Source organism: Rhodocista pekingensis (assembly GCF_042665545.1).
GTDB lineage: Bacteria > Pseudomonadota > Alphaproteobacteria > Azospirillales > Azospirillaceae > Rhodocista > Rhodocista pekingensis.
In genome coordinates this window covers 597,169-618,290 of sequence record NZ_JBHTCM010000010.1, presented here as the reverse complement: position 1 = coordinate 618,290, position 21,122 = coordinate 597,169, and the positions used below count along the sequence as shown (strand labels likewise).

General features: G+C 71.4%; 22 protein-coding genes. 12 read left to right on the top strand and 10 right to left on the bottom strand.

Going from position 1 to position 21,122, the window contains the following annotated elements:
- Positions 1–101 precede the first annotated feature (101 nt).
- The 4 genes from ACFQPS_RS11165 to fsa form a co-directional block, all read right to left on the bottom strand.
- Positions 102–533, bottom strand: a complete 432-nt coding sequence (locus tag ACFQPS_RS11165; protein ID WP_049766690.1) for a helix-turn-helix domain-containing protein — start codon at positions 531–533, stop codon at positions 102–104.
- A gap of 528 nt (positions 534–1,061) precedes the next feature.
- Positions 1,062–2,015, bottom strand: coding sequence for a tyrosine recombinase XerC (locus ACFQPS_RS11160; RefSeq protein WP_377358986.1), 954 nt, complete (start codon positions 2,013–2,015; stop codon positions 1,062–1,064).
- A gap of 4 nt (positions 2,016–2,019) precedes the next feature.
- A complete protein-coding gene (locus tag ACFQPS_RS11155; RefSeq protein ID WP_377358984.1) occupies positions 2,020–2,730 on the bottom strand; it encodes a DUF484 family protein in 711 nt (236 codons plus the stop codon).
- A 113-nt stretch (positions 2,731–2,843) separates the two neighbouring features.
- Entirely contained in the window at positions 2,844–3,536 is a 693-nt protein-coding gene (gene fsa / locus ACFQPS_RS11150; protein ID WP_377358982.1) for a fructose-6-phosphate aldolase, read from the bottom strand.
- Between the two features lie 323 nt (positions 3,537–3,859).
- On the opposite strand from fsa, the gene ACFQPS_RS11145 reads away from it, so the two are divergent.
- The 4 genes from ACFQPS_RS11145 (at position 3,860) to ACFQPS_RS11130 (ending at position 7,671) form a co-directional block, all read left to right on the top strand.
- The gene (locus ACFQPS_RS11145; protein ID WP_377358980.1) at positions 3,860–4,108 is read left to right on the top strand and encodes a BrnT family toxin; all 249 of its coding nucleotides are present in this window, start codon (positions 3,860–3,862) and stop codon (positions 4,106–4,108) included.
- Positions 4,089–4,559, top strand: a complete 471-nt coding sequence (locus ACFQPS_RS11140) for a helix-turn-helix domain-containing protein (RefSeq protein WP_377358978.1) — start codon at positions 4,089–4,091, stop codon at positions 4,557–4,559. Before ACFQPS_RS11145 ends, ACFQPS_RS11140 begins: the two co-directional genes overlap by 20 nt.
- Positions 4,560–4,657: 98 nt before the next feature.
- Entirely contained in the window at positions 4,658–6,904 is a 2,247-nt protein-coding gene (locus tag ACFQPS_RS11135) for a primosomal protein N' (protein ID WP_417715185.1), read from the top strand.
- A gap of 137 nt (positions 6,905–7,041) precedes the next feature.
- Positions 7,042–7,671 (top strand): hypothetical protein, encoded by a 630-nt coding sequence (locus ACFQPS_RS11130; protein ID WP_377358977.1) that lies wholly within the window; start codon positions 7,042–7,044, stop codon positions 7,669–7,671.
- Positions 7,672–7,694: 23 nt separating this feature from the next.
- Here the strand turns inward: ACFQPS_RS11130 and ACFQPS_RS11125 are convergent, their stop codons facing one another.
- The 3 genes from ACFQPS_RS11125 to ACFQPS_RS11115 form a co-directional block, all read right to left on the bottom strand.
- A complete protein-coding gene (locus tag ACFQPS_RS11125) occupies positions 7,695–8,213 on the bottom strand; it encodes a DinB family protein (RefSeq protein WP_377358975.1) in 519 nt (172 codons plus the stop codon).
- A gap of 141 nt (positions 8,214–8,354) precedes the next feature.
- Positions 8,355–9,398, bottom strand: coding sequence for a glycosyltransferase family 4 protein (locus ACFQPS_RS11120; protein ID WP_377358974.1), 1,044 nt, complete (start codon positions 9,396–9,398; stop codon positions 8,355–8,357).
- On the bottom strand, positions 9,395–10,180 hold the full coding sequence (locus ACFQPS_RS11115) for a UDP-2,3-diacylglucosamine diphosphatase (RefSeq protein WP_377358972.1): 786 nt from the start codon (positions 10,178–10,180) through the stop codon (positions 9,395–9,397). The genes ACFQPS_RS11120 and ACFQPS_RS11115 overlap by 4 nt, the downstream gene beginning before the upstream one ends.
- 204 nt (positions 10,181–10,384) lie before the next feature.
- On the opposite strand from ACFQPS_RS11115, the gene ACFQPS_RS11110 reads away from it, so the two are divergent.
- Positions 10,385–11,356 (top strand): diacylglycerol/lipid kinase family protein, encoded by a 972-nt coding sequence (locus ACFQPS_RS11110; protein WP_377358970.1) that lies wholly within the window; start codon positions 10,385–10,387, stop codon positions 11,354–11,356.
- 4 nt (positions 11,357–11,360) lie between these two features.
- Here the strand turns inward: ACFQPS_RS11110 and map are convergent, their stop codons facing one another.
- Entirely contained in the window at positions 11,361–12,173 is an 813-nt protein-coding gene (gene map, locus ACFQPS_RS11105; protein ID WP_377358968.1) for a type I methionyl aminopeptidase, read from the bottom strand.
- Between the two features lie 326 nt (positions 12,174–12,499).
- Here map and ACFQPS_RS11100 point away from each other — a divergent pair, with 326 nt between their 5' ends.
- Positions 12,500–13,960, top strand: coding sequence for a lipopolysaccharide biosynthesis protein (locus ACFQPS_RS11100; RefSeq protein WP_377358967.1), 1,461 nt, complete (start codon positions 12,500–12,502; stop codon positions 13,958–13,960).
- 46 nt (positions 13,961–14,006) lie between these two features.
- On the opposite strand, the gene ACFQPS_RS11095 is transcribed toward ACFQPS_RS11100, so the two are convergent.
- Positions 14,007–14,348, bottom strand: a complete 342-nt coding sequence (locus tag ACFQPS_RS11095) for a hypothetical protein (protein ID WP_377358965.1) — start codon at positions 14,346–14,348, stop codon at positions 14,007–14,009.
- A 304-nt stretch (positions 14,349–14,652) separates the two neighbouring features.
- Between ACFQPS_RS11095 and ACFQPS_RS11090 the strand changes: the two genes are divergently transcribed.
- The 6 genes from ACFQPS_RS11090 (at position 14,653) to ACFQPS_RS11065 (ending at position 20,780) form a co-directional block, all read left to right on the top strand.
- Positions 14,653–15,213 carry a F0F1 ATP synthase subunit delta gene (locus ACFQPS_RS11090; protein WP_377358963.1) on the top strand — a complete coding sequence of 187 codons (561 nt, stop codon included), beginning with the start codon at positions 14,653–14,655 and terminating at the stop codon, positions 15,211–15,213.
- The gene (atpA, locus tag ACFQPS_RS11085) at positions 15,213–16,742 is read left to right on the top strand and encodes a F0F1 ATP synthase subunit alpha (protein WP_377358962.1); all 1,530 of its coding nucleotides are present in this window, start codon (positions 15,213–15,215) and stop codon (positions 16,740–16,742) included. The genes ACFQPS_RS11090 and atpA overlap by 1 nt, the downstream gene beginning before the upstream one ends.
- A gap of 50 nt (positions 16,743–16,792) precedes the next feature.
- On the top strand, positions 16,793–17,680 hold the full coding sequence (locus ACFQPS_RS11080) for a F0F1 ATP synthase subunit gamma (RefSeq protein ID WP_377358960.1): 888 nt from the start codon (positions 16,793–16,795) through the stop codon (positions 17,678–17,680).
- Positions 17,681–17,756: 76 nt separating this feature from the next.
- Entirely contained in the window at positions 17,757–19,211 is a 1,455-nt protein-coding gene (atpD, locus tag ACFQPS_RS11075; RefSeq protein WP_377358958.1) for a F0F1 ATP synthase subunit beta, read from the top strand.
- 78 nt (positions 19,212–19,289) lie between these two features.
- Positions 19,290–19,727, top strand: coding sequence for an ATP synthase F1 subunit epsilon (gene atpC / locus ACFQPS_RS11070; RefSeq protein WP_377358955.1), 438 nt, complete (start codon positions 19,290–19,292; stop codon positions 19,725–19,727).
- Positions 19,728–19,964: 237 nt separating this feature from the next.
- On the top strand, positions 19,965–20,780 hold the full coding sequence (locus tag ACFQPS_RS11065) for an acyl-ACP desaturase (protein WP_377358953.1): 816 nt from the start codon (positions 19,965–19,967) through the stop codon (positions 20,778–20,780).
- A 33-nt stretch (positions 20,781–20,813) separates the two neighbouring features.
- On the opposite strand, the gene ACFQPS_RS11060 is transcribed toward ACFQPS_RS11065, so the two are convergent.
- Entirely contained in the window at positions 20,814–21,116 is a 303-nt protein-coding gene (locus ACFQPS_RS11060) for a DUF1289 domain-containing protein (protein ID WP_377358951.1), read from the bottom strand.
- Positions 21,117–21,122 lie beyond the last annotated feature (6 nt).

The following is a 21,122-nucleotide window of genomic DNA, read 5'->3' as shown; positions in this document are numbered from 1 at the left end:
CATGAATGCTGAACAGGACGATCACGCCCTCGCAGACCAGCCGCCAGACCAGGATGCCGCTCCACATCTGAGGACAGAAAGCCTCAGGCGGCGGTCGCGCGTCAGGCGTCGGCCGCCGTCTCCTCGGCTGCTTCCGCGACGATCTCGGGATGCCGCTCCAGGACGCGCAGCAGCAGACGTCCGGGCGCGTCCGGCGGATTGCGGTTCTGCTCCCAGTTCCGCAGGGTGCCAAGCTCGATCCCGAAGGTCGCCGCGAATTCGCGCTGGGTCAGGCCCAGCCTTTCGCGGACCCGCCGGACATCGGGGGCGGGAGGGGCTGTCCGCCGGACCGCGGCGACGCCCAGTCCCCGCAGGGAGTCCACGAGGGCCGCGGCATCCTCGACGCGGGGCAGTTCGACTGCCACCGTCCGACCGGCCGTGACGCTGTTCAGCACCTCATGCGCCTTGGTCAGGCGCAGACCGTTCCGGACAAGCAGCCGGGCCAGCGTGACGGGCTCGGAAACCGGCCCGACGCATCGCAGAACCAGGGCCATGGGGGAACCGGAAGGGTTCTGGGCGATGCCCTGGATTGGCTCCCGTCGTGCGTACGCCTCCTTCAACGACAAGCGAGTCACAGCCGAAATCCTCCAGGATTGCCCAGCAGATGGCGTTTATGCCGTCACGGCCCAGCCCACCCCTGGAAAGCCCATGCACATGGGTATCCAGCAGCCGGACCTCACTGCCCCGGACCAGCGGGGTCGTTATGACGTCCAGCCGTCCCCAGAGCTGTCCTTCCTTCCAGAGGTCCACGTAGAAGACGAAGGTTCCCGGGTGCTGCCCCTGGTCGAAGAAGTCATCGGCCTCAATGACGATCCGGACCGACCAGACCCCATGAAAGTACGCATTATGCGTATCTGCTTCAAGCTCCGGCGACTCCGGCCCGTTGGAATCCGTCATCGGCGAGGCTCGGGCCAAGGTGCGGGAAGCGTGCGGAAAAGATGCATGCCTCCACCTTAGCGCCCAGATCCCTGGCTGCGAAGCCGGGGGAAGAGCATCGCATACAGACCGCCCGGCTGGTGGCCCTACCGCCGAGCGCGCGGGTGGGCGGTTTCGTAGACGGACAGCAGGTGCTCCGCATCCACGTCGGTGTAGCGCTGGGTCGTGCTCAGGCTGGCATGGCCCAGCAGGTCCTGGATGGCGCGCAGGTCCGCCCCGCCGCCCAGCAGGTGGGTGGCGAAGCTGTGGCGGAGCGCGTGCGGCGTGGCGCTGTCGGGCAGGCCCAGCAACGCCCGCAGGTGCCGCATCTGCCGGCGCGCCACGTCGGGGCTCAGCCGGTCGCCCTTGGCGCCGACGAACAGGGGTGCATCGCGCCCGCCGCCCCAGGGGACGGCCGCCAGATAGGCGGCGACGGCCTCGCCCACCGCCGGCAGCACGGGCACGTCCCGCTGCTTGCCGCCCTTGCCCAGGACGCGGACGCTGGCGGCCCCGGCCGGCAGGTCGCCGCGGTTCAGCCCGATCGCCTCGGAGATGCGCAGGCCGCAGCCGTAGAGCAGGGTGAACAGCGCCCGGTCGCGCAGCCCGATCCAGGGCGCCTCCGGCACGGTGGCGGCCTCCTCCAGCAGCAGGGCGGCGTCGTCCGCCGCCAGCGGGCGGGGCAGGGGGCGCCTGGCCTTGGGCGCCGTCAGCAGGGCGATGGCGGGGTTGTGCAGGAGGCCGCTGCGGTCGGCCCAGCGGAAGAAGCTGCGCACGCCGGACACGCCGCGCGACCGGGTCGCCGCCCCGGCCCCGTCGTCGGCACGGGCGGCCAGCCAGGCCCGGAAATCGCCGAGGCCCAGCGCGCCCAGGTCGTTCAGGCCGGGCGGTCTTCCCCGGTGCTCTGTGACGAAGGCCAGGAACCCGGCCAGATCGGCGCGGTAGCTGCGCAGCGTGTGGGCCGAGGCGCCGCGCTCATGCTCCAGCCAGCGGCCCCAGCGCTCCAGCGCCTCGGCCGCGTCCGGCTGGCAGGCGAAACCCAGGCTGTGGACGCCGCCGGCCATCCCGCTACCGCGGCAGGTCCAGCCAGGAGCGGATGCAGCGCTCCATCACCCGGGCCAGGAAGGTGAGAAGCTCCGTCCCCTGGCCGGGGTGGAACATGTCCGGCTCGCGGCTGCCGAAGGCGAGCAGGCCCTGCGGACCGTCGCCGGAGAGGCGCAGCCGGACCAGCGCCTCCGACCGAACCAGGGCGGCGGCGGGGCCGTAGATCTCCGGCGCGCCCACGACATTGTCGCGCAGCAGCACGTCGCGCCGCCCCAGGATGATGCTAATGTCGCCGGCCTCCAGCAGCTTCAGGCCGGTGCGGGAGACGAGGCCGATCTCCGCCACCTGCGACTCCACGGCAAGCGCCGCGACGTCCAGGTCCAGCAGCACGGCCAGATCGGTCGTGATGGTCTGGATCAGGTGCTCGAAGCTGGAGGCGTCCAGCAGGAACAGCGCCGCCGCATGCACGCGGTTCTGGTTGTTCAGGTTGGCGCGGGAGGTGGCGATCAGTTCCCGCTGCTGGTCGCTCAGCCGGCCGACCTCCCCGCGCAGCCGTTGCAGCATGAAGAACTGCATGTCGGCCACGCCTTCGCCCCGCTGGGCCGTGGGCGGGGTCAGATGCCCGATCAGGTCGGGATGCTGCACCAGGAAGTCCGGGTGCTCACGCAGATAGGCGGCCACATCCTCCGCCGTCAGATCCTCGCCCAGCGGGCGGGTGATGTGCTCTCGGCCCATGCGTGCGTCCTCGCCCTGCCCCGTTCCGTCTCTGTCCAGGCCCGTCTCTGTCCAGGTCTGTCTCTGCCCGTCAGCCTCTGCCCGTCAGCCTCTGCCGCTTCGGGCTGCCGCGGTCACGCCGCGTTCCCGCTGCGGTCGGGGATCGCCTGCTCCAGGATGTTCTGCCCGGTCTTCTGCCAGTCGGCGACGAACTGGGCGAGGCCCTTGTCCGTCAGCGGATGGCCGAAGAGCTGGCGGATCACCGCCGGCGGCATGGTCGCCACATGGGCGCCCAGGCGGGCCGATTCGGTGACGTGCGTCGGGTTGCGGATGCTGGCGACCAGCACCTCGGTGGTGAAGGCGGGATAGCGGTCGTAGATCTCGACGATCTCGGCGATCAGGTTCAGGCCGGTCTGGCCGATGTCGTCCAGCCGCCCGACGAAGGGGGAGACGAAGGCCGCCCCGGCCTTGGCCGCCAGGATCGCCTGCGCCGCCGAGAAGCAGAGGGTGACGTTCACCATCGTGCCCTCGTTCGCCAGCGTGCGACAGACCTTCAGCCCGGCCGGGGTGAGCGGCACCTTCACCGCCACGTTCGGCGCGATGCGCGCCAGATGGCGGCCTTCCTTCAGCATGGTCTCGAAGTCGGTGGCGGCGACCTCGGCGCTGACCGGGCCGCTGACCACGTCGCAGATCTCCGCCACCAGATCCAGGAAGGGGCGGCCGGTCTTCGCGACCAGACTGGGGTTGGTGGTCACCCCGTCCAGCAGGCCGGTGGCGGCCAGATCGCGGATTTCGGCGAGGTCGGCGGTATCGACGAAGAACTTCATGGTGGCGCTGTCCTGCGGTTTGCGCGGTTCTGATCCTGACGCGGTTCTGATCCCGGCTTGGTCCTGATCCTGGCGCGGTCCTGGTTCCTGTCCGGCCGGCCACGGGCCGCCGGCGTCCTGCCTCCCCCTCCGGTCGGCGGGGCGGCACGATGCCCCGGCGTCCGGACCGCGACGGCGGCCCCGCTGCCGGGACCGCCGCCGGGCCGCACCATAGCCGAGCCGCCCCGTGCCCGCCACCGCCGCGGCACCGTCGCCGCATCCCTGTGGCCCGCCGGCGACAGCCACGGCCGGAGGGGATGTAGGTTATAACGCTATGGCGCCTTGTGCGGGGGCGGGGCTTCGGTTTTCTGTATGCCGCCCGCATCTTCGCCGGCCATACGATCGAGAAGGCGGACCGGCGCTTCGAGTATGGCGAGGAGCGTCTGGTGGCGCTGGGTCGCGTCGGTGCCGATACCCTGGCTGTCGTCTACACATGGCGGTCCGATGCCGATGCCGGACCGTTCCGGTGGATCATCTCCGCTCGGATGGCCAGCCGGAAGGAAAGGAGGCTCTATGCCGCGTTTTTCCCTTGAGGATGCGCTCCGGGCAGAGCCCGACGACCGCGCCCGGATGGACGCGACCGACGACGCGGACATCCGCCGGCAGATCGCCGACGACCCGGAGACCGCTCCCGACCTCGGCGATGCGGACCCGGCCGGCTTCGCCGTGCGGCGGGCCTATCCCGACCTGAAGGCCCTGCGCGCCCGGCTCGGCCTGAGCCAGACGGCCTTCGCCCGCGCCTACGGCCTCAGCGTCTGGACCCTGCGGCAGTGGGAACAGGGGACGGCGGAACCCGACGGCCCCGCCCGCGCCTACCTCAAGGTGATCGGGCAGGACCCGGACGGCACCCGCCGCGCCTTCGCCCGCGCTGCCGCCCCGGACGCTGCCGCCCCGGACGCTGCCGCCCCGGACGCTGCCGCCCCGGACGCTGCCGCCCCGGACGCTGCCGCCCCGGACGCTGCCGCCCCGGACGCTGCCGAGTGACACGGCGGCCCCCGTTTCCCCTGTCCCCCGAGGGCCGCCGCTTCCGCTTTCCAGCGCCGGGGTGCTAACACCGGGGCATCGCGGGTGCGGAGGTCGGGGTGCCGGAGGCGGCGGAGTTCAGGCTGGAGTCGGAGGACGCGCGTCCCGTTCAGGCGGCGCGGCGCGTGCGCGTGCTGCTGCCGCTGCCGTTCCCGGAACCCTTCGACTACGGCGCCCCCGCCGGCCTGGACCTGCCGCCCGGCAGCTATGTCGAGGTGCCGCTGGGGCCACGCCGGGTCTTCGGCGTCGTCTGGGGGGAGGGCGATCCCGCCGCCCCCGGTGCGGTGCCGGACGCGAAGCTGAAGCCCGTGCTGCGCCGGTTCGACCTGCCGCCGATGCCGGAGGTGTCACGCCGGTTCGTGGACTGGGTCGCGGCCTACACCATGACGGCGCCGGGGACCGTGCTGCGCATGGCGGTCAGTGTCTCCGCCGCGCTGGAGGGGCCGCGGGTGCTGACCGGCTACCGGCGGGCGGAGGGCGACCCGCCGGACGGCTTCAAGCTGTCGCCGCAGCGCCGCCGCATCCTGGACCTGCTGGCCGACGGGCCGCCGCGGCCGGCGGCGGAACTGGCGGCCGAGGCCGGCTGCACGCCCGCGGTGGTGCGCGCCATGGCCGATGCCGGCGTGCTGCTGCCGGTGCCGCTGCGCAGCGGGCCGCGCTTCGCCGTGCCGGACGGGGCGCTGCCCGGCCCCGTCCTGTCGCCGCCGCAGGCCGCCGCGGCGGAGGCGCTGCGGGAGACGGTGGCGGCCGGGGCCTATTCCGCCACGCTGCTGGACGGGGTCACCGGCTCGGGCAAGACGGAGGTCTATTTCGAGGCGGTCGCCGCGGCGCTCAGGGCCGGGCGGCAGGTCCTGGTGCTGCTGCCGGAGATCGCGCTGTCGCCGCAGGCGCTGGACCGCTTCGCCCGCCGCTTCGGCGCGCGGCCGGCGGAATGGCATTCCGACCTGCCGCCGCCCTTGCGCCGGAACACCTGGCGGGCGGTCGCCTCGGGCGAGGTGCGGGTGGTGGTCGGTGCCCGCTCCGCCCTGTTCCTGCCCTATCCGGACCTGGGCCTGATCGTCGTGGACGAGGAGCACGAGCCCGCCTTCAAGCAGGAGGAGGGGGTCATCTACCATGCCCGCGACATGGCGGTGGCGCGGGCGCATCTGGGCCGCATCCCCATCGTGCTGGTCTCCGCCACCCCGTCGCTGGAGACGCTGGCGAATGCCGAGGCCGGGCGCTACGGCCGCATCGACCTGCCCGACCGGCACGGCGGCGCCGAACTGCCGGAGGTCACCCTGATCGACCTGCGCCGGCCCGATGCGGCGCCGCCGCCGCGGCACTGGCTGTCGCCCGTCCTGCGCGACGCCCTCACGGAGACGCTGGCGGCGGGCGAGCAGGCGATGCTGTTCCTGAACCGCCGCGGCTATGCGCCCCTGACCCTCTGCCGCGCCTGCGGCCACCGGCTGCAATGCCCGAACTGCACCGCCTGGCTGGTGGAGCACCGGCTGAGCCGGCGCTTGCAGTGCCATCATTGCGGCTACACCGCCCGGCTGCCCGACGAATGCCCGCAGTGCGGGGCCGAAGGGTCCTTCGTCGCCTGCGGGCCGGGGGTGGAGCGGGTGGCGGAGGAGGTGGCTGAGCTGTTCCCCGACGCCCGTGTGGCCGTCCTCACCTCCGACACGCTGCTGGGGCCGCGGGCGATGCAGGAGATGGTGGATCGGGTCAAGGCGCACGAGATCGACCTGCTGATCGGCACCCAGGTGATGGCCAAGGGCCACCATTTCCCGCTGCTCACCCTGGTCGGGGTGGTGGATGCCGATCTCGGCCTCTCCGGCGGCGACCTGCGGGCGGGGGAGCGGACGTTCCAGCTCCTGCATCAGGTCGCCGGCCGCGCCGGGCGCGAGAGCCGGCCGGGCCGGGTCTTCCTCCAGACCCACATGCCGGATACCCCGGTCATGCGGGCGCTGGCGGCGCACGACCGCGACGCCTTCCTGGCGAACGAGGCCGACGCCCGGCGGCAGACGGAGATGCCGCCCTATGGCCGGCTGGCGGCCCTGATCGTCTCGGGCGAGGACGAGCGGACGGTGGAGCAGGCGGCCCTGCGCCTGGGCCGCGCCGCGCCGCACGACCGGCCGGAGCTGACGGTGCTGGGGCCTGCGCCGGCGCCGCTGGCGATCCTGCGCGGCCGGCACCGGCGCCGGCTGCTGCTGCGCGGCCCCAAGGGGCTGGCCTTGCAGCCGATCGTCGCCGACTGGCTGGCGGCGGTGGAGGTTCCCCCCGGCGTCCGTGTCCAGGTGGACATCGACCCCTACAGCTTCCTCTGATCCCGGCCGCTTCGCGGTTCCGCCGCAGGTCTCCGGCCCGCTCGGGATTTTCCCGCCGCCGCTTGCGATTGGCGTTCACCGTGCCCTGGATCGGTGGTCCACTGCCCCCCTGCGACGCCAGCACGGGAGGGAGCCGTATGGGCCTGATCGTCAATCCGCGGGGTACCGCCGGGTCGGGCAAGACCGAGATCGTCCGCCGTGTCCTCGCCGCCTATGACTGGCAGGGGCCGGGACGGGCCGAGCCGCTGTTCCGCCCCGGCCGGGCTCGGCCCTTCGCCTACCGACTGGCGCATCCGGCCGGCGGCCGGCCCCTGGTGGTGCTGGGCCAGTACGGGGGAACCTGCGGCGGCTGCGACACCATCCCGGCCCGCGACGGCGGCCTGCCGGAGGCCCTGCGGCTGGCCGGGGAGCGGGCCGCGGACGGGGACGACGTGCTGCTGGAGGGGCTGGCGCTGAGCGCGGACTGGCGGCTCAGCAGCGCGCTGGCGGCGCGGCATCCGCTGCATGTGCTGCGGCTCGACACCCCGCCCGACCGCTGCGTGCGGCACCTCCTGTCCCGGCGCCGGGCCGGGCGCGGGACCGGCGGGACGCTGGCGGCCGCTCTGGCGGCCAAGGTGGCGGCGGAGCGGGCGGCCCTGCTGCGCGCCTGCGAGGTGCTGCGGCCGCTGGCGGCGGTGGAGGCGTTGCCCTTCGACGCGGCGCTGGACCGCATGCTCGCCTTGCTGGGCGTGGCGCCCTGGCGGGTCCCCGCCGCCCGCGCGGCATGACAGTATGGCGGCCGGGCGGGCGATCAGTCGAGCGGGGGCAGCAGGAACAGGTCGGTGTCGCCGGGGTCCTGCCCCGCCTGGGTCAGCAGGACATGGACCTGACCGCGGTGGTGGGTCTGGTGGTTGAACATGTGGGCCAGCAGGAAGCCCCGCGGCGCCGCCATCTCCCGCCCGGCGGCCCCGCTGTACCAGCGCTGCTCCCCGGTCAGCCAGTCGGGCTCCAGCCGGCCGGCCCAGCCGCACAGGGCCTCGTCGGCGGCCGCGCGGGCCTGGGTGAGCGCGGCGAAATCGTCATACAGCCCGCCGCTCTGCTTCAGGGGCAGGGTCGGCTTCTCCCAGCCGTCGAAGCGCGACATCCACATCCGGTCGCCCCAGAGCAGATGGCTCAGCGTGCCGTGGATGGAGCCCCAGAAGGCGCCGCGGTCGCGCCGCCGCTCCGCCTCGTCCAGCCGGCCGGCGGCGGCATAGATGCGGCGGTTCATCTCCGCATTGTAGGCGGCCATGGTGCGGACATAGGCCGGCGTGATCATGGCGGCAGACATGGCGGGCCTCTCCCGGAGAATGGGGGCCTTCCAGCCTGCGCCGGTCCCCCCGGCCGGGTCAACCGGCCCGGAAGAAGGACGCGCCGGGTCAACCGGCCCGGAAGAAGGACACGCCGGGTCAACCGGCCCGGGCGTCTGCGCTCAGGCCGCGCGCACTTCCTCGGTCAGCGGGCGCAGGTTGTTGACGAACTGCTGCGCCGAGGCCTGCCAGGAATAGCGCATGGCGAAGTCGCGGCAGCGGTCCGGGTCGATCTCCAGCGCGGCCAGCGCCGCCCGGCCCAGATCCTCGTCCAGCACGCCGACCCGGTCCGGCCCCTCGGCCTCCGGGCCCAGCACGTCCACCGGGCCTGCCACCGGATAGGCCGCCACCGGCAGGCCGCTGGCCAGCGCCTCCAGCAGCACCAGCCCGAAGGTGTCGGTGCGGGAGGGGAAGACGAAGACGTCGGCCGCCGCGTAGTGCCGGGCCAGATCCTCGCCATGCTGCGCCCCGGCGAAGTGGACCTTCGGGTAGCGCGCCTGTAATTCGGCCCGCTGCGGCCCGTCGCCGACCACGACCTTGCTGCCGGGCAGGTCCAGCTTCAGGAAGGACTCGATGTTCTTCTCCACCGCCACCCGGCCGACATAGAGGAAGATCGGCCGCGGCAGGTCCAGCAGGGCCGTTCCCTTCACCTCCGGCCGCGGCCGGAACAGCTCCGTGTCCACGCCGCGGGTCCAGCGCCGGATGTTGCGGAAGCCGCGCGCCCGGAGGTCGTGCTCGATGGAGGGGGTGGCGACCATCACGGAATGCGCCGGGGCATGGAACCGGCGCACGATGGCATAGGTCAGCGCCAGCGGGATCGGTGCCCGGTCGCGGACATATTCGGGGAAGCGGGTGTGGTAGGCGGTGGTGAAGGGGATGCGGTAGCGCAGGCAGAAGCGCCGCGCGGCGAAGCCCAGCGGCCCTTCCGTGGCGATGTGGATGGCGTCGGGCCGCGCCTCCTCGATCATCCGGGCCAGCCGTCGGCCCGGCCGGATGGCCACCCGGATCTCGGGATAGGTGGGCAGCGGCAGGGTACGGAAGCGGTCGGGGGCGATCACCTCCACGGTGTGCCCCATCTTCTCCAGCTCGGCCCGGGTCGTCGCCAGGGTCCGCACCACGCCGTTGACCTGCGGGAACCAGGCGTCCGTGACGATCAGGATCTTCACGCCGCGACCTTCATCGCCGCCCGCGCCCGGATAACCTCGGCCCAGTTGATGATTTCGAGCTTTCCGTTCTCGTGCTCCACCAAGGCGGTGCATGACTCGACCCAGTCCCCGTCGTTGCAGTAGAGCACCCCGTCCATGTCCCGCATCTCGGCATGGTGGATGTGGCCGCAGATCACCCCGTCCACCTGCCGGCGACGGGCCTCGTCGGCCAGCGCCTTCTCGAAGTCCCCGATGAACTCGACCGCCTTCTTGGTCCGGTGCTTCAGGTAGGCACTGATGGACCAGTACGGGAACCCGAGCTTCCGCCGGACCCAGTTGAAGCCCGTGTTGATGCCCAGGAGCAGGACGTAGGCAGTGTCCCCCACATGCGCAAGCCACTTGGCGTAGCGAACCACCGCGTCGAACTGGTCGCCGTGGATCACCAGCAGGCGGCGGCCGTCGGCGGTGACGTGGACCGTGTCCTCCTGGATCGCCACGCCGCCGAACTGGAGCCCGATGAACTCCCGGAACGCCTCGTCATGGTTGCCCGGGATCAGGAAGACCTTCGCCCCCTTGCGGGCCCGGCGCAGGATCTTCTGCACCACGTCATTGTGGCTCTGCGGCCAGTACCAGGATTTGCGCAGGCGCCAGCCGTCCACGATGTCGCCGACCAGATACAGGTACTCGGACTCGTTGTGGCGCAGGAAATCCAGAAGGAAGTCGGCCTGACAGCCGCGGGTGCCCAGATGGATGTCCGACAGCCAGATGCTCCGGTACTGTCTGGCGGTCTCCTCGGCCTGCATGGCGCGGCTCCCTTTGCAGATGGTCCGTGACCAGGGATGGAATGGCTGGTGCTTGTAAAATTGACGGCGGTATACATCTAGCTATATCCGAAGACAAAGGCTTGATTCGCGTTGTCACATTCCACAGGCAGATTTCTTCAAGCCTTCATGATGATGACTTTTGTGTTTCATGTATTTTTCACATTGCTGTAACATGGAGCCGTGGTGACCCTCGTTGCTTCCCCTCTGCCGGGCCTGCCCCACACCCTGCCGGGGGCCGGCCGCCGCCTGCTGCTGATCCACAACCCGACCGCCGGCTTCCGCCGCCCCGGTTTCCTGCGCCGGACCGTCCACGCCCTGCGCGACTCCGGCTGCCGGCTGGAGCTGCGGGAGACCGCCGCCCGCGGCGATGCCGAACGCTTCGCCCGGGAGGCGGCGGGCGTGGACGCCGTGGTCGCCGCGGGCGGGGACGGGACCGTCAACGAGGTGGTCAACGGGCTGGGGGCGCGGCCGGTGCCGCTGCCGTTGGGGGTGATCCCCCTGGGCACGGCCAACGTGCTGGCCGGAGAGCTGGGTCTGCCGGACCGGCCGGCGGCGCTGGCGGCGCTCCTGGCCGCGGGGCCGGTGCGGCTGATCCATCCGGGCAGGGCCGGTGGCCGCCTGTTCACCATGATGGCCGGTGCCGGTCTGGACGCGGCGGTGGTGGAGGGGGTGAACCCCCGGCTCAAGCGCCTGACCGGCAAGGGCGCCTATGTGGTGGAGACGATGGGGCGGCTCCTGGCCGGCCCGCGGCCGGACTACACCGTGACGGTGGAGGATGCCGCGGGCGGGGTGGAGCGGGTCCGCGCCGCCTCCTGCATCGTCGCCAAGGGACACTTCTACGGTGGCCGTTTCGTGCTGGCCCCGCAGGCCGATCTGGGCCGGCCGCAGCTCCACGCCTGCCTGTTCGAGTGTGGCGGCCGGGCGGCGGCGCTCGCCTATTCGGCCGGGATGGTGCTGGGGCTGCTGGAGCGGCTGCCCGGCTTCCGGGTCCTGCCGGCCGTGCGCGTCGGCATCGACGGCCCGGCGGGCGAGCCGGTGCAGGGCGACGGCGACGTGATCGCCCGCCTGCCGGTGGAGATCGCGCTGGCCCCCTCCGGCCTGCCCGTGATCGCGCCGCCGCCCGTCCGCCGGGAGCGGGAAGCCGCGGCGGCGTAGGGGATCAGGCCGGCTCGCCGTCCAGCCCGGCGGGGGAGCGGGTGAAGACCTCCACCCCCGTCTCGGTGACGCCCACCATGTGCTCGAACTGGGCGGAGAGGGAACGGTCGCGGGTCACGGTCGTCCACTTGTCGGCCATCACCTTCACGGCCGCTCCGCCGGCGTTCACCATCGGCTCAATGGTGAAGACCATGCCCGGCTCCAGCAGCACGCCGGTGCCCGGCCGGCCGAAGTTCAGCACCTCCGGCGCGTCGTGGAAGACGCGGCCGATGCCGTGGCCGCAGAAGTCGCGCACGACGGTGAAGCCTTCGGCGCGGGCCGCCGCTTCGATGGCGTGGCCGACATCGCCCATGCGGGCGCCGGGGCGCACCGCCTCGATCCCCGCCCACATCGCCCGCCAGGCCGTGCGGGTCAGCCGCCGCGCCAGCGGCGAGGGCTCGCCGACGAAGTAGGTCCGGCTGCTGTCGCCGAACCAGCCGTCCAGGATCGGGGAGAGATCGACATTGACGATGTCGCCCTCCACCAGCCGCTTGTCCTCCGACGGCACGCCGTGGGTGACGACATGGTTGATGGAGATGCAGCTCGCATGGCGGTAGCCGTGATAGCCCAGGGTGGCGGGCACCGCCCCGCGTTCCCGCATCCAGGCTTCGCACTGGCGGTCCAGCTCGGCGGTGCTGAGCCCCGGGCGGATCAGGCCGGCGACATGGTCCAGCGCCTCGGCGGCCAGACGGCCGGCTCGGCGCAGCGCGGGCCAGTCCTCGGCACCGTAAAGGGTGATCGGCCGGCCATGCTGGTCGGTCTGGCGCGACTGACGCATCTGTCTCTCTCCCGCGCCTGATCCGGCAGGGGCAGGGGCCGCAGCGGCGCAGGCGACAGAATGATGAACTGAACATGCCGCCATCGCCCGGCCGATGCAATCCGGGAGTCGCCGGCCGGGAGTCGCCGGCCGGGAGTCGCCGGGGGCGTCTTCCGCCGTCCGCACTCCTGTTCGTTCCCGCGCCTGTTCTTCGGGGCTAGCCGGACCGCGCCGTGCCGGCCGGGGACCGCCGGGCGTTATACGCCGTCCGTTCCCGCAGCCGTGCGATCCGCCATGACCGAGCCCCGTCCGTCCGTCCGCGGCCTCCCGATCCCCGGGGGCGTCCGATGAGCGGCAGCCGCCTCGCCGCCGCGCGCGGCATCGTCTGGGTCGTGCTGGAGAGCGGCGGCGTCTCGCTGCTGTCGCTGGCGACGCTCCTGGTGCTGGCCCGGCTGATCGGCCCGGCGGAGTTCGGACTCGCCGGCCTCGCCCTCTCCATCGTCCAGGTGCTCTATCTGGTGGCGGAGATGCTGTTCCACGACGCCCTGGTGCAGCGCCGGGACCTGGACGACCGCCATGCCGACAGCGCGCTCTGGGCCAGCCTCCTGCTCGGGGCCGCCATGGCGGCCGGGTGCTGGCTGCTGGCGCCGGCGGTGGAGCGGCTGTTCGAGGCGCCGGGACTGGCGCCGGTGCTGGCCTGGATGGGGCTGAGCCTCGTCTTCGGCGGTGCCAACGGGGTGATGACGGCGCTGCTGCGCCGCGATCTGCGCTTCAAGCGCGTGGCGGCGCGCTCCCTCTTCGGCCGGCTGGCCGGGGCGGCGGCCGGGCTGGTGCTGGCGCTCTGGGGATTCGGCGTCTGGGCGCTGGTGGCGCAGCAGATCGCCATGGCGGCCGCGGCCACGCTGGCGCTCTGGATCGACCCGCCGCGGCGGCCGCGGCTGGTCCTCTCCCTGCGCCATCTGCACGAGCTGCTGGGCTTCGCGCTGCCGGCCTTCGTGGCGTCGTTCCTCTGGCAGGCGAATCTGCGCCTGTTCGTGCTGATCGTCGGCTATCTGCTGGGGCCGGCGGCGGTGGGCTATCTGACCATCGCCATGCGGCTGGTGGACACGGCCCGGATGATCCTGGGCAGCGCCCTGCACCAGTTGGCCCTGCCCCTGTTCTCCCGCCGCCAGGACGACCGCGAGGCGCTGTCCCGCGGCTTCCGGCAGGCGACGGAGCTGACGGCGCTCGTCACCCAGCCGCTGTTCGCCGGCCTGTTCGCGCTGGCGCCGGAGGTGGTGGCGCTGGTCCTGGGGCCGGGCTGGGACCTGGCGGTGCCGCTGGTCCGCATCCTCTGCATCGTCGCCATGGCACAGCTCGTGCGCCAGTTCGGCAACGCGGCGCTGACGGCGGTGGGCCGGCCGCGCTGGCTGGCCGTGCAGAACGCGCTCGGCCTCGCGGTCAGCGTCGCGCTGCTGGTGGCCTTCGGAGAGGCGGGGGTGGTCGTGGCGGCGGCGGTCTGGGCGGCCCGCTTCGTCGCCGTGCTGCCGCTGAACGCCTGGATGGTGCGGATCGGTGCGGGGGTCCGCTGGCGCGACCAGTTCGGCCCGGCCGTCCTGCCGGTGGCGGGGGCCTGCCTGATGGCGGCGGCACTGCTGGCGGCCCGCCTCTGGCTGCTGCCGCACTGGCCGCCGCTGCCGGCGCTGGCGCTGCTGGTGCCGGCCGGGGGGCTGTTCTATCTGGGCCTGGTGCTGCTGGTCGACCGCGGCCCGCTGCTGCGGCTGGCCGCCTTCGCCGCCGCGGCGCTCGCCCGCCCGGCGAAGGCGTGAGGCCGGGCGGCACCGTCAGGCGGCAGGGGCGTCAGCCGGCAGGGCGTCAGGCGATGGTGCTGGCGTCCTCGGGCTGGCGCTGCGGGCTGCGCGGCAGCCGGCCCTTCCAGACGGACAGGCAGTCCCCGGCGCTGTCGCCGCTGCCGATCTCGTACCAGCCGCGGCGGTCATTGAAGAGCAGCCGGTAGCCGCCGCGGCGGTCCCGCTCGAAGCGGAAGACCGGCCGGTCCAGGTTCGGGAAGTGGACGACCAGCCGGTCGAAATCGGGGCCGGAGGTCCGCGTCACGGATTCCCAGAGGCCCCGGTCCAGCTTGGGCAGGGCGACGGAGTTCCATTCCGCCAGATCGGCGGGGGTGAAGCGGGCGACGGAGAAGGGCACGACGGTCATGGATGCTGCGGTGCGCTCATGGGTCAGCGGAGGTCTCCCCGGCACCCCCCTCCGGACAGTCGGGGCGGCGTGCGACCGGAACCCGGCCCACGCAAGGGGCAGAGTGCGCGCCGAGGGGTTAAGACCCACTTAAGCCGCCTGCGCCCGTGTCGCGGCGGCAGCGTGTCCTGTTGCAGTTGCACCGCATTCTTCGCTGTGTTATGTGCTCGCTCGCCCGACGTCAGGGGGGTACCCTCCTGGCTCGCCCGCTTATTGCTAAAGCCCTGAAATTCTTCAGGTCTGACGGACTAGCCGAGGTTACCAGGTGGCAACCGAAGGGACAGGCGTATCCGGACTTGCGGCACGCTACGCGACCGCTTTGTTCGAACTGGCCGACGAGAACAAGGCTCTGGACCGGACGGCCCAGGACCTCGCTCTGCTGAAGCAGCTGATGGCCGAAAGTGCGGATCTTCGCCGTCTCGTGCGCAGTCCGCTGCTTTCCAGGTCCGACCAGGCCCGCGCGATGGATGCGGTGCTGGCACAGGTGGACGTGTCCGGGCTGGTGCGCCAGTTCGTGGGCCTCGTGGCCCAGAACCGGCGCCTCTTCGCCCTTTCCGGCATGATCGACGGCTTTCTGGCCGAGCTGGCCCGGCGCCGCGGCGAGCAGACGGCCCGTGTGGTCGCCGCCCGCCCGCTGTCGCAGGAGCAGCTTGACGCCCTCACCGACGCGCTGCGTCGGGCGCTGGGCTCCAAGGTCTCCGTCGACCTCCGGGTGGACCCGTCGCTGATCGGCGGAATGGTCGTCAAGGTCGGCTCGCGCATGATCGACAGTTCCGTGCGCACGAAGCTGACCAAGCTGAAACTCGCCATGAAAGGGGTTGGATAATGGAAATCCGCGCGGCTGAGATTTCCGCGATCCTGAAGCAGCAGATCGCGAACTTCGGCACCGAGGCCGACGTTGCCGAGGTCGGCACGGTGCTGTCGGTCGGCGACGGTGTCGCGCGCGTCTACGGCCTCGACAACGTCAAGGCCGGCGAGATGGTCGAGTTCCCCGGCGGGGTGAAGGGCATGGCCCTGAACCTTGAGTCCGACAATGTCGGTGTGGTGATCTTCGGCGACGACCGCGACATCAAGGAAGGCGACACCGTCAAGCGGACCGGCGCCATCGTCGAGGTCCCCGTCGGCCGCGGCCTGCTCGGCCGCGTCGTGGACGGCCTGGGCAACCCGATCGACGGCAAGGGTCCCATCCAGGGCACCGAGATGCGCCGCGTCGAGGTGAAGGCCCCGGGCATCATTCCGCGCAAGTCCGTGCATGAGCCGATGCAGACCGGCATCAAGGCGATCGACGCCCTGGTTCCGATCGGGCGCGGCCAGCGCGAGCTGATCATCGGCGACCGCCAGACCGGCAAGACCGCCGTGGCGATCGACACCTTCATCAATCAGAAGACGATCAACGCCGGCGACGACGAGTCGAAGAAGCTCTACTGCATCTACGTGGCCGTCGGCCAGAAGCGCTCCACGGTCGCCCAGATCGTGAAGACGCTGGAGGAGACGGGCGCGATGGAATACTCCATCGTCGTCGCCGCCACCGCGTCCGAACCGGCGCCCTTGCAGTTCCTGGCGCCCTACACGGGCTGCGCCATGGGTGAGTTCTTCCGCGACAACGGCATGCATGCCGTGATCGTGTACGACGATCTCTCCAAGCAGGCCGTCGCCTACCGCCAGATGTCGCTGCTGCTGCGCCGTCCGCCGGGCCGCGAGGCCTATCCGGGCGACGTCTTCTACCTGCACTCGCGCCTGCTGGAGCGGGCCGCGAAGATGAACGACGACAAGGGGGCGGGGTCGCTGACCGCGCTGCCGGTGATCGAGACGCAGGCCGGCGACGTGTCGGCCTACATCCCGACCAACGTCATCTCCATCACCGACGGCCAGATCTTCCTGGAGACCGGCCTGTTCTACCGGGGCATCCGCCCCGCCATCAATGTCGGCCTGTCGGTCAGCCGCGTCGGCTCCGCCGCCCAGATCAAGGCGATGAAGCAGGTCGCGGGCAGCATCAAGCTGGAGCTGGCCCAGTTCCGTGAGATGGCGGCCTTCGCCCAGTTCGCCTCCGACCTCGATGCCACGACCCAGCGCCTGCTGAACCGCGGCGCCCGGCTGACCGAGCTGCTGAAGCAGCCGCAGTTCAGCCCGATGGCGGTCGAGGAGCAGGTGGTCAGCATCTACGCCGGCGTGAAGGGCTACCTCGACAAGGTCAAGGTCGAGGACGTCAACCGCTACGAGGCGCACCTGCTGGATGCCATGCGCGACAACGGCGCCGACATCCTCGCCGCGATCCGGACGGACAAGCAGATCACCAAGGACACCGAGGAGAAGCTGAAGGCCTTCCTCGAGAACTTCGGCAGGACCTTCGTCTGATCCGCCCCCGCCAGGGTTGAGTTCGGGGCCAAGAACCACAAAGGGCCGGCATGCCTAGCCTCAAGGACATCCGAAACCGGATCGGAAGCGTGAAATCCACGCAGAAGATCACCTCCGCGATGAAGATGGTCGCGGCCAGCAAGCTGCGCCGCGCCCAGGAGCAGGCCGAGGCCGGTCGGCCCTTCGCCGACCGCATGGCCCGGATGCTGGCCTCCCTGGCCGCCAACGTCTCCGGTGCCACCGGCGGTCCCCGCCTGATGGCGGGGACCGGGTCGGATCAGGTCCACCTGCTGGTGGTCGTGACCTCCGACCGCGGTCTCTGCGGTGGCTTCAACAGCACCATCGTCCGCGAGGCGCGGCGCACCATCAAGCGCCTCACGGGTGAGGGCAGGACGGTCAAGCTCCTCTGCGTCGGCCGCAAGGGCCGCGACCTGCTGCGGCGCGAGCACGCCGGCATGATCGTCCACTCCTTCGAGGAGATCGGCCGCCGCCGGCTCTCCTTCGCCGATGCGGACAGGATCACGGCCAAGGTGCTGGAGCTGTTCGAGGCCGGCGAGTTCGACGTCGCCACGGTCATCTACAACAAGTTCCGCTCGGCCATCACCCAGGTGGTGACGGCCCAGCAGATCATCCCGTTCGCCCCTGTCGTCGCCGCCGAACCGGTGGAGACGACCGAGGCGAAGCCGCTCTACGAGTTCGAGCCGAACGAGGAGAAGATCCTCGCCGAGCTGCTGCCGCGGAACCTGGCCGTCCAGGTCTACTCGGCGCTGCTGGAGAGCGCGGCGAGCGAGCAGGGCGCGCGGATGACCGCCATGGACAACGCCACGCGCAACGCGGGCGACATGATCAAGAAGCTCACGCTGGTCTACAACCGGACGCGCCAGGCCTCGATCACCAAGGAACTGATCGAGATCATCTCCGGCGCCGAGGCCGTCTGATCCCGGCGCAGGCACGCACGCAACACCGACACGACGTCACGGTTACTCGACGCAAGGTTCCGAGGGAGTTCACCCCATGGTCGCTATCGCCACCCAGCCGAGCAACACTGCCGGTCGCATCACCCAGGTGCTGGGCGCCGTCGTGGACGTCCAGTTCGACGGCGACCTGCCGCCGATCCTGAACGCCCTCCGCACCACCAACGAGGGCAAGACCCTGGTGCTGGAGGTGGCACAGCATCTCGGCGAGAACACGGTGCGCTGCATCGCCATGGACACGACCGACGGGCTGACCCGCGGCCAGGACGTGGTGGATACCGGCGCCCCGATCTCCATGCCGGTCGGTCCGGCCACGCTGGGCCGCATCCTGAACGTGACCGGCGAGCCGATCGACGAGCGCGGCCCGGTCAAGGCCGACAAGACCTACCCGATCCACCGCTCCGCGCCGGAGTTCATCGAGCAGTCCACCGAGGCGCAGATCCTCGTCACCGGCATCAAGGTCATCGACCTGCTGGCCCCGTACCTGAAGGGCGGCAAGATCGGCCTGTTCGGTGGTGCGGGCGTCGGCAAGACCGTGACCATCCAGGAGCTGATCAACAACATCGCCAAGGCGCACGGCGGCGTGTCGGTCTTCGCGGGCGTGGGCGAGCGGACCCGTGAGGGTAACGACCTCTACCACGAGATGATCGACTCCGGCGTCATCAAGCTGAACGAGAACGGCGACACCGCCGGCTCCAAGGTGGCCCTGGTCTACGGCCAGATGAACGAGCCGCCCGGGGCGCGCGCCCGCGTCGGCCTGTCCGGCCTGACCATCGCGGAGTACTTCCGCGACGAGGAAGGCCAGGACGTGCTGTTCTTCGTGGACAACATCTTCCGCTTCACCCAGGCGGGCGCCGAGGTGTCGGCGCTGCTCGGCCGCATCCCGTCCGCGGTGGGCTACCAGCCGACCCTGTCCACGGACATGGGCGCCTTGCAGGAGCGCATCACTTCCACGAAGAAGGGCTCGATCACCTCGGTGCAGGCCGTGTACGTGCCCGCCGACGACCTGACCGACCCGGCCCCGGCGACCTCCTTCGCGCATCTGGACGCGACGACGGTGCTGAACCGCGCCATCGCCGAACAGGCGATCTTCCCGGCGGTGGACCCGCTCGACTCGACCAGCCGTGCGCTCGACCCGCGCATCGTCGGCGAGGAGCACTACAAGGTCGCCCGCGACGTCCAGAAGGTCTTGCAGCAGTACAAGTCGCTCCAGGACATCATCGCCATCCTGGGCATGGACGAGCTGTCGGAAGAGGACAAGCTGATCGTGGCCCGCGCCCGCAAGATCCAGCGCTTCCTCTCGCAGCCCTTCCACGTCGCCGAGGTGTTCACCGGCTCCCCGGGCGTGTTCGTGCCGATCGAGGACACCATCCGCAGCTTCAAGGGCATCGTGGCCGGCGAGTACGACCACCTGCCGGAGGCGGCCTTCTACATGGTCGGCACCATCGAGGACGCCGTCGCCAAGGCCCGCAAGATGGCCGCCGAGGCGGCGTGATCAGAGGACGGACGGCCGGTGCCGGCGGGCACACGCCCCCGGCCCCGGGCATCTGAAATCTGACATCGGGAGGTCATGATGGCCGACAAGCTCGAGTTCGAACTGGTATCCCCGGAGAAGCTGCTGATTTCGCAGCCGGTGGCGATGGTGGTGGTGCCGGGGGCCGACGGTCTGTTCGGCGTGCTGCCGGGGCACGCGCCGATGATCGTCACGGTGCGCCCGGGCATCATCGACGTCTACGGCGACAACCAGACCACCGTCAGCCGCCGCATCTTCGTGGCCGGCGGTTTCGCCGAGGTGACGGACACCCGCTGCACCGTGCTCGCGGAGGAAGCCTCCGAGCTGGATGCGCTGCTGGCGTCCGACACCGCGGCGCTGGAAAAGCAGCTCAGCGACCTGCGCGAGGATATCGAGGACGCGACCTCGGACGTCGAGCGCCGCGCCCTGGAGGCCCGGCTCGTCACCACCCAGGCGAAGCTGGACCTGATCGCGTCCCTGACCGCCGAGGCGGCCTGACGCCCGACGGCGGCACCCCTCTTCCGGGAGAGGTGCCGCGGTCCTGTCCCCTGCCCGGTGGGGCTGCGGCATCGTGGGATGCCCGCGGAGGCGGCCGGGTCGGCTGTTGCATAGCCCGGCGGACGTGCCAATCTTCAGCGGTGCCGCGGCGGTTGCGGGTCGCTTCCAAGCCGCCGCGCGATGATCATGTGATCCTGGCGCCCGGCGCCGGGCCCAACGAGGAGACGGCGCGTTCCGATGGCGTACAGGCACTGGACGATCGACGAACTGCCCTGGGACCGGCTGGACCCCTCCAAGGTCGATCCGGCCATGCTGAAGGTGGCCAAGGCGGCGGCCCTCGTCGAATATAACGGGCACATCTACGCAGACTATCTCTGCAACATCTTCGCCGACGATCCCGAGTTCCAGGAGGTCGCGCGCACCTGGGCGGTGGAAGAGGTGCAGCACGGCGAGGCGCTGGGCCGCTGGGCCGAGGCCGTGGACCCCGCCTGGAGCTTCCAGGACGCGGTGCAGCGCTTCCGCGACGGCTACCGCATCGACACCGATGCCACCACCTCGGCCCGCGGCTCCCGCTCCGGCGAGCTGGTGGCGCGCTGCATCGTCGAAACCGGCACCTCCAGCTACTACACGGCGCTGGGCGACAGCACCGACGAGCCGGTGTTCAAGCAGATCTGCAAGCACATCGCTTCGGACGAACTGCGCCACTACAAGCTCTTCTACGATTACCTGAAGCGCTATCTGGAGCGGGAGCGGCTGAACCGCTTCCAGCGCCTCTGGATCGCCCTGTCCCGGATCAACGAGACCGAGGACGACGAGCTGGCCTACGCCTATTACGCGGCGAACCACTGGCAGCAGCCCTATGACCGGGCCTCCAACACCCGGGAATACATGCTGCACGCCTACAGCTACTACCGGCCGCAGCACCTGGACCGCATGGTCGCCATGGTGTTCAAGGCCAGCGGGCTGAAGCCGCAGGGGCTGCTGCACGACCTCGCCGCGCGGGTCGCCTTCAAGCGGATGCGCCGCCGCGCCGGCCTGCCCGCCGCCGCCTGACGGGGCGGGGCTGCCGTTCCGCGGGCCTGGGCGTCAGGCCGCGACGGCTGTCTGCCGGGCCCGCTCGCTGCGGGCCTCCGCCAGCTTGCGCTCCAGTTTGGCGATCCGGCGGTCCAGCTTCTTCAGCCGCTTGCGGTCCTTGTCACGCCTGCCGGCGCTGCCGTTGCCCGTCGGGTGCAGGGCGACCAGCGGCCGGATGCGCTCCAGGATGGCGCCGCGCTCCGCCTCCCCCAGACGTTTCCAGCCCTTCACCTCCGCCTTGTCGCGGAAGCAGCCCAGGCACATGCCCCGGGCATCGAACTTGCAGAGCTTCACGCAGGGGTTTTCGACCTTCACGGCGCA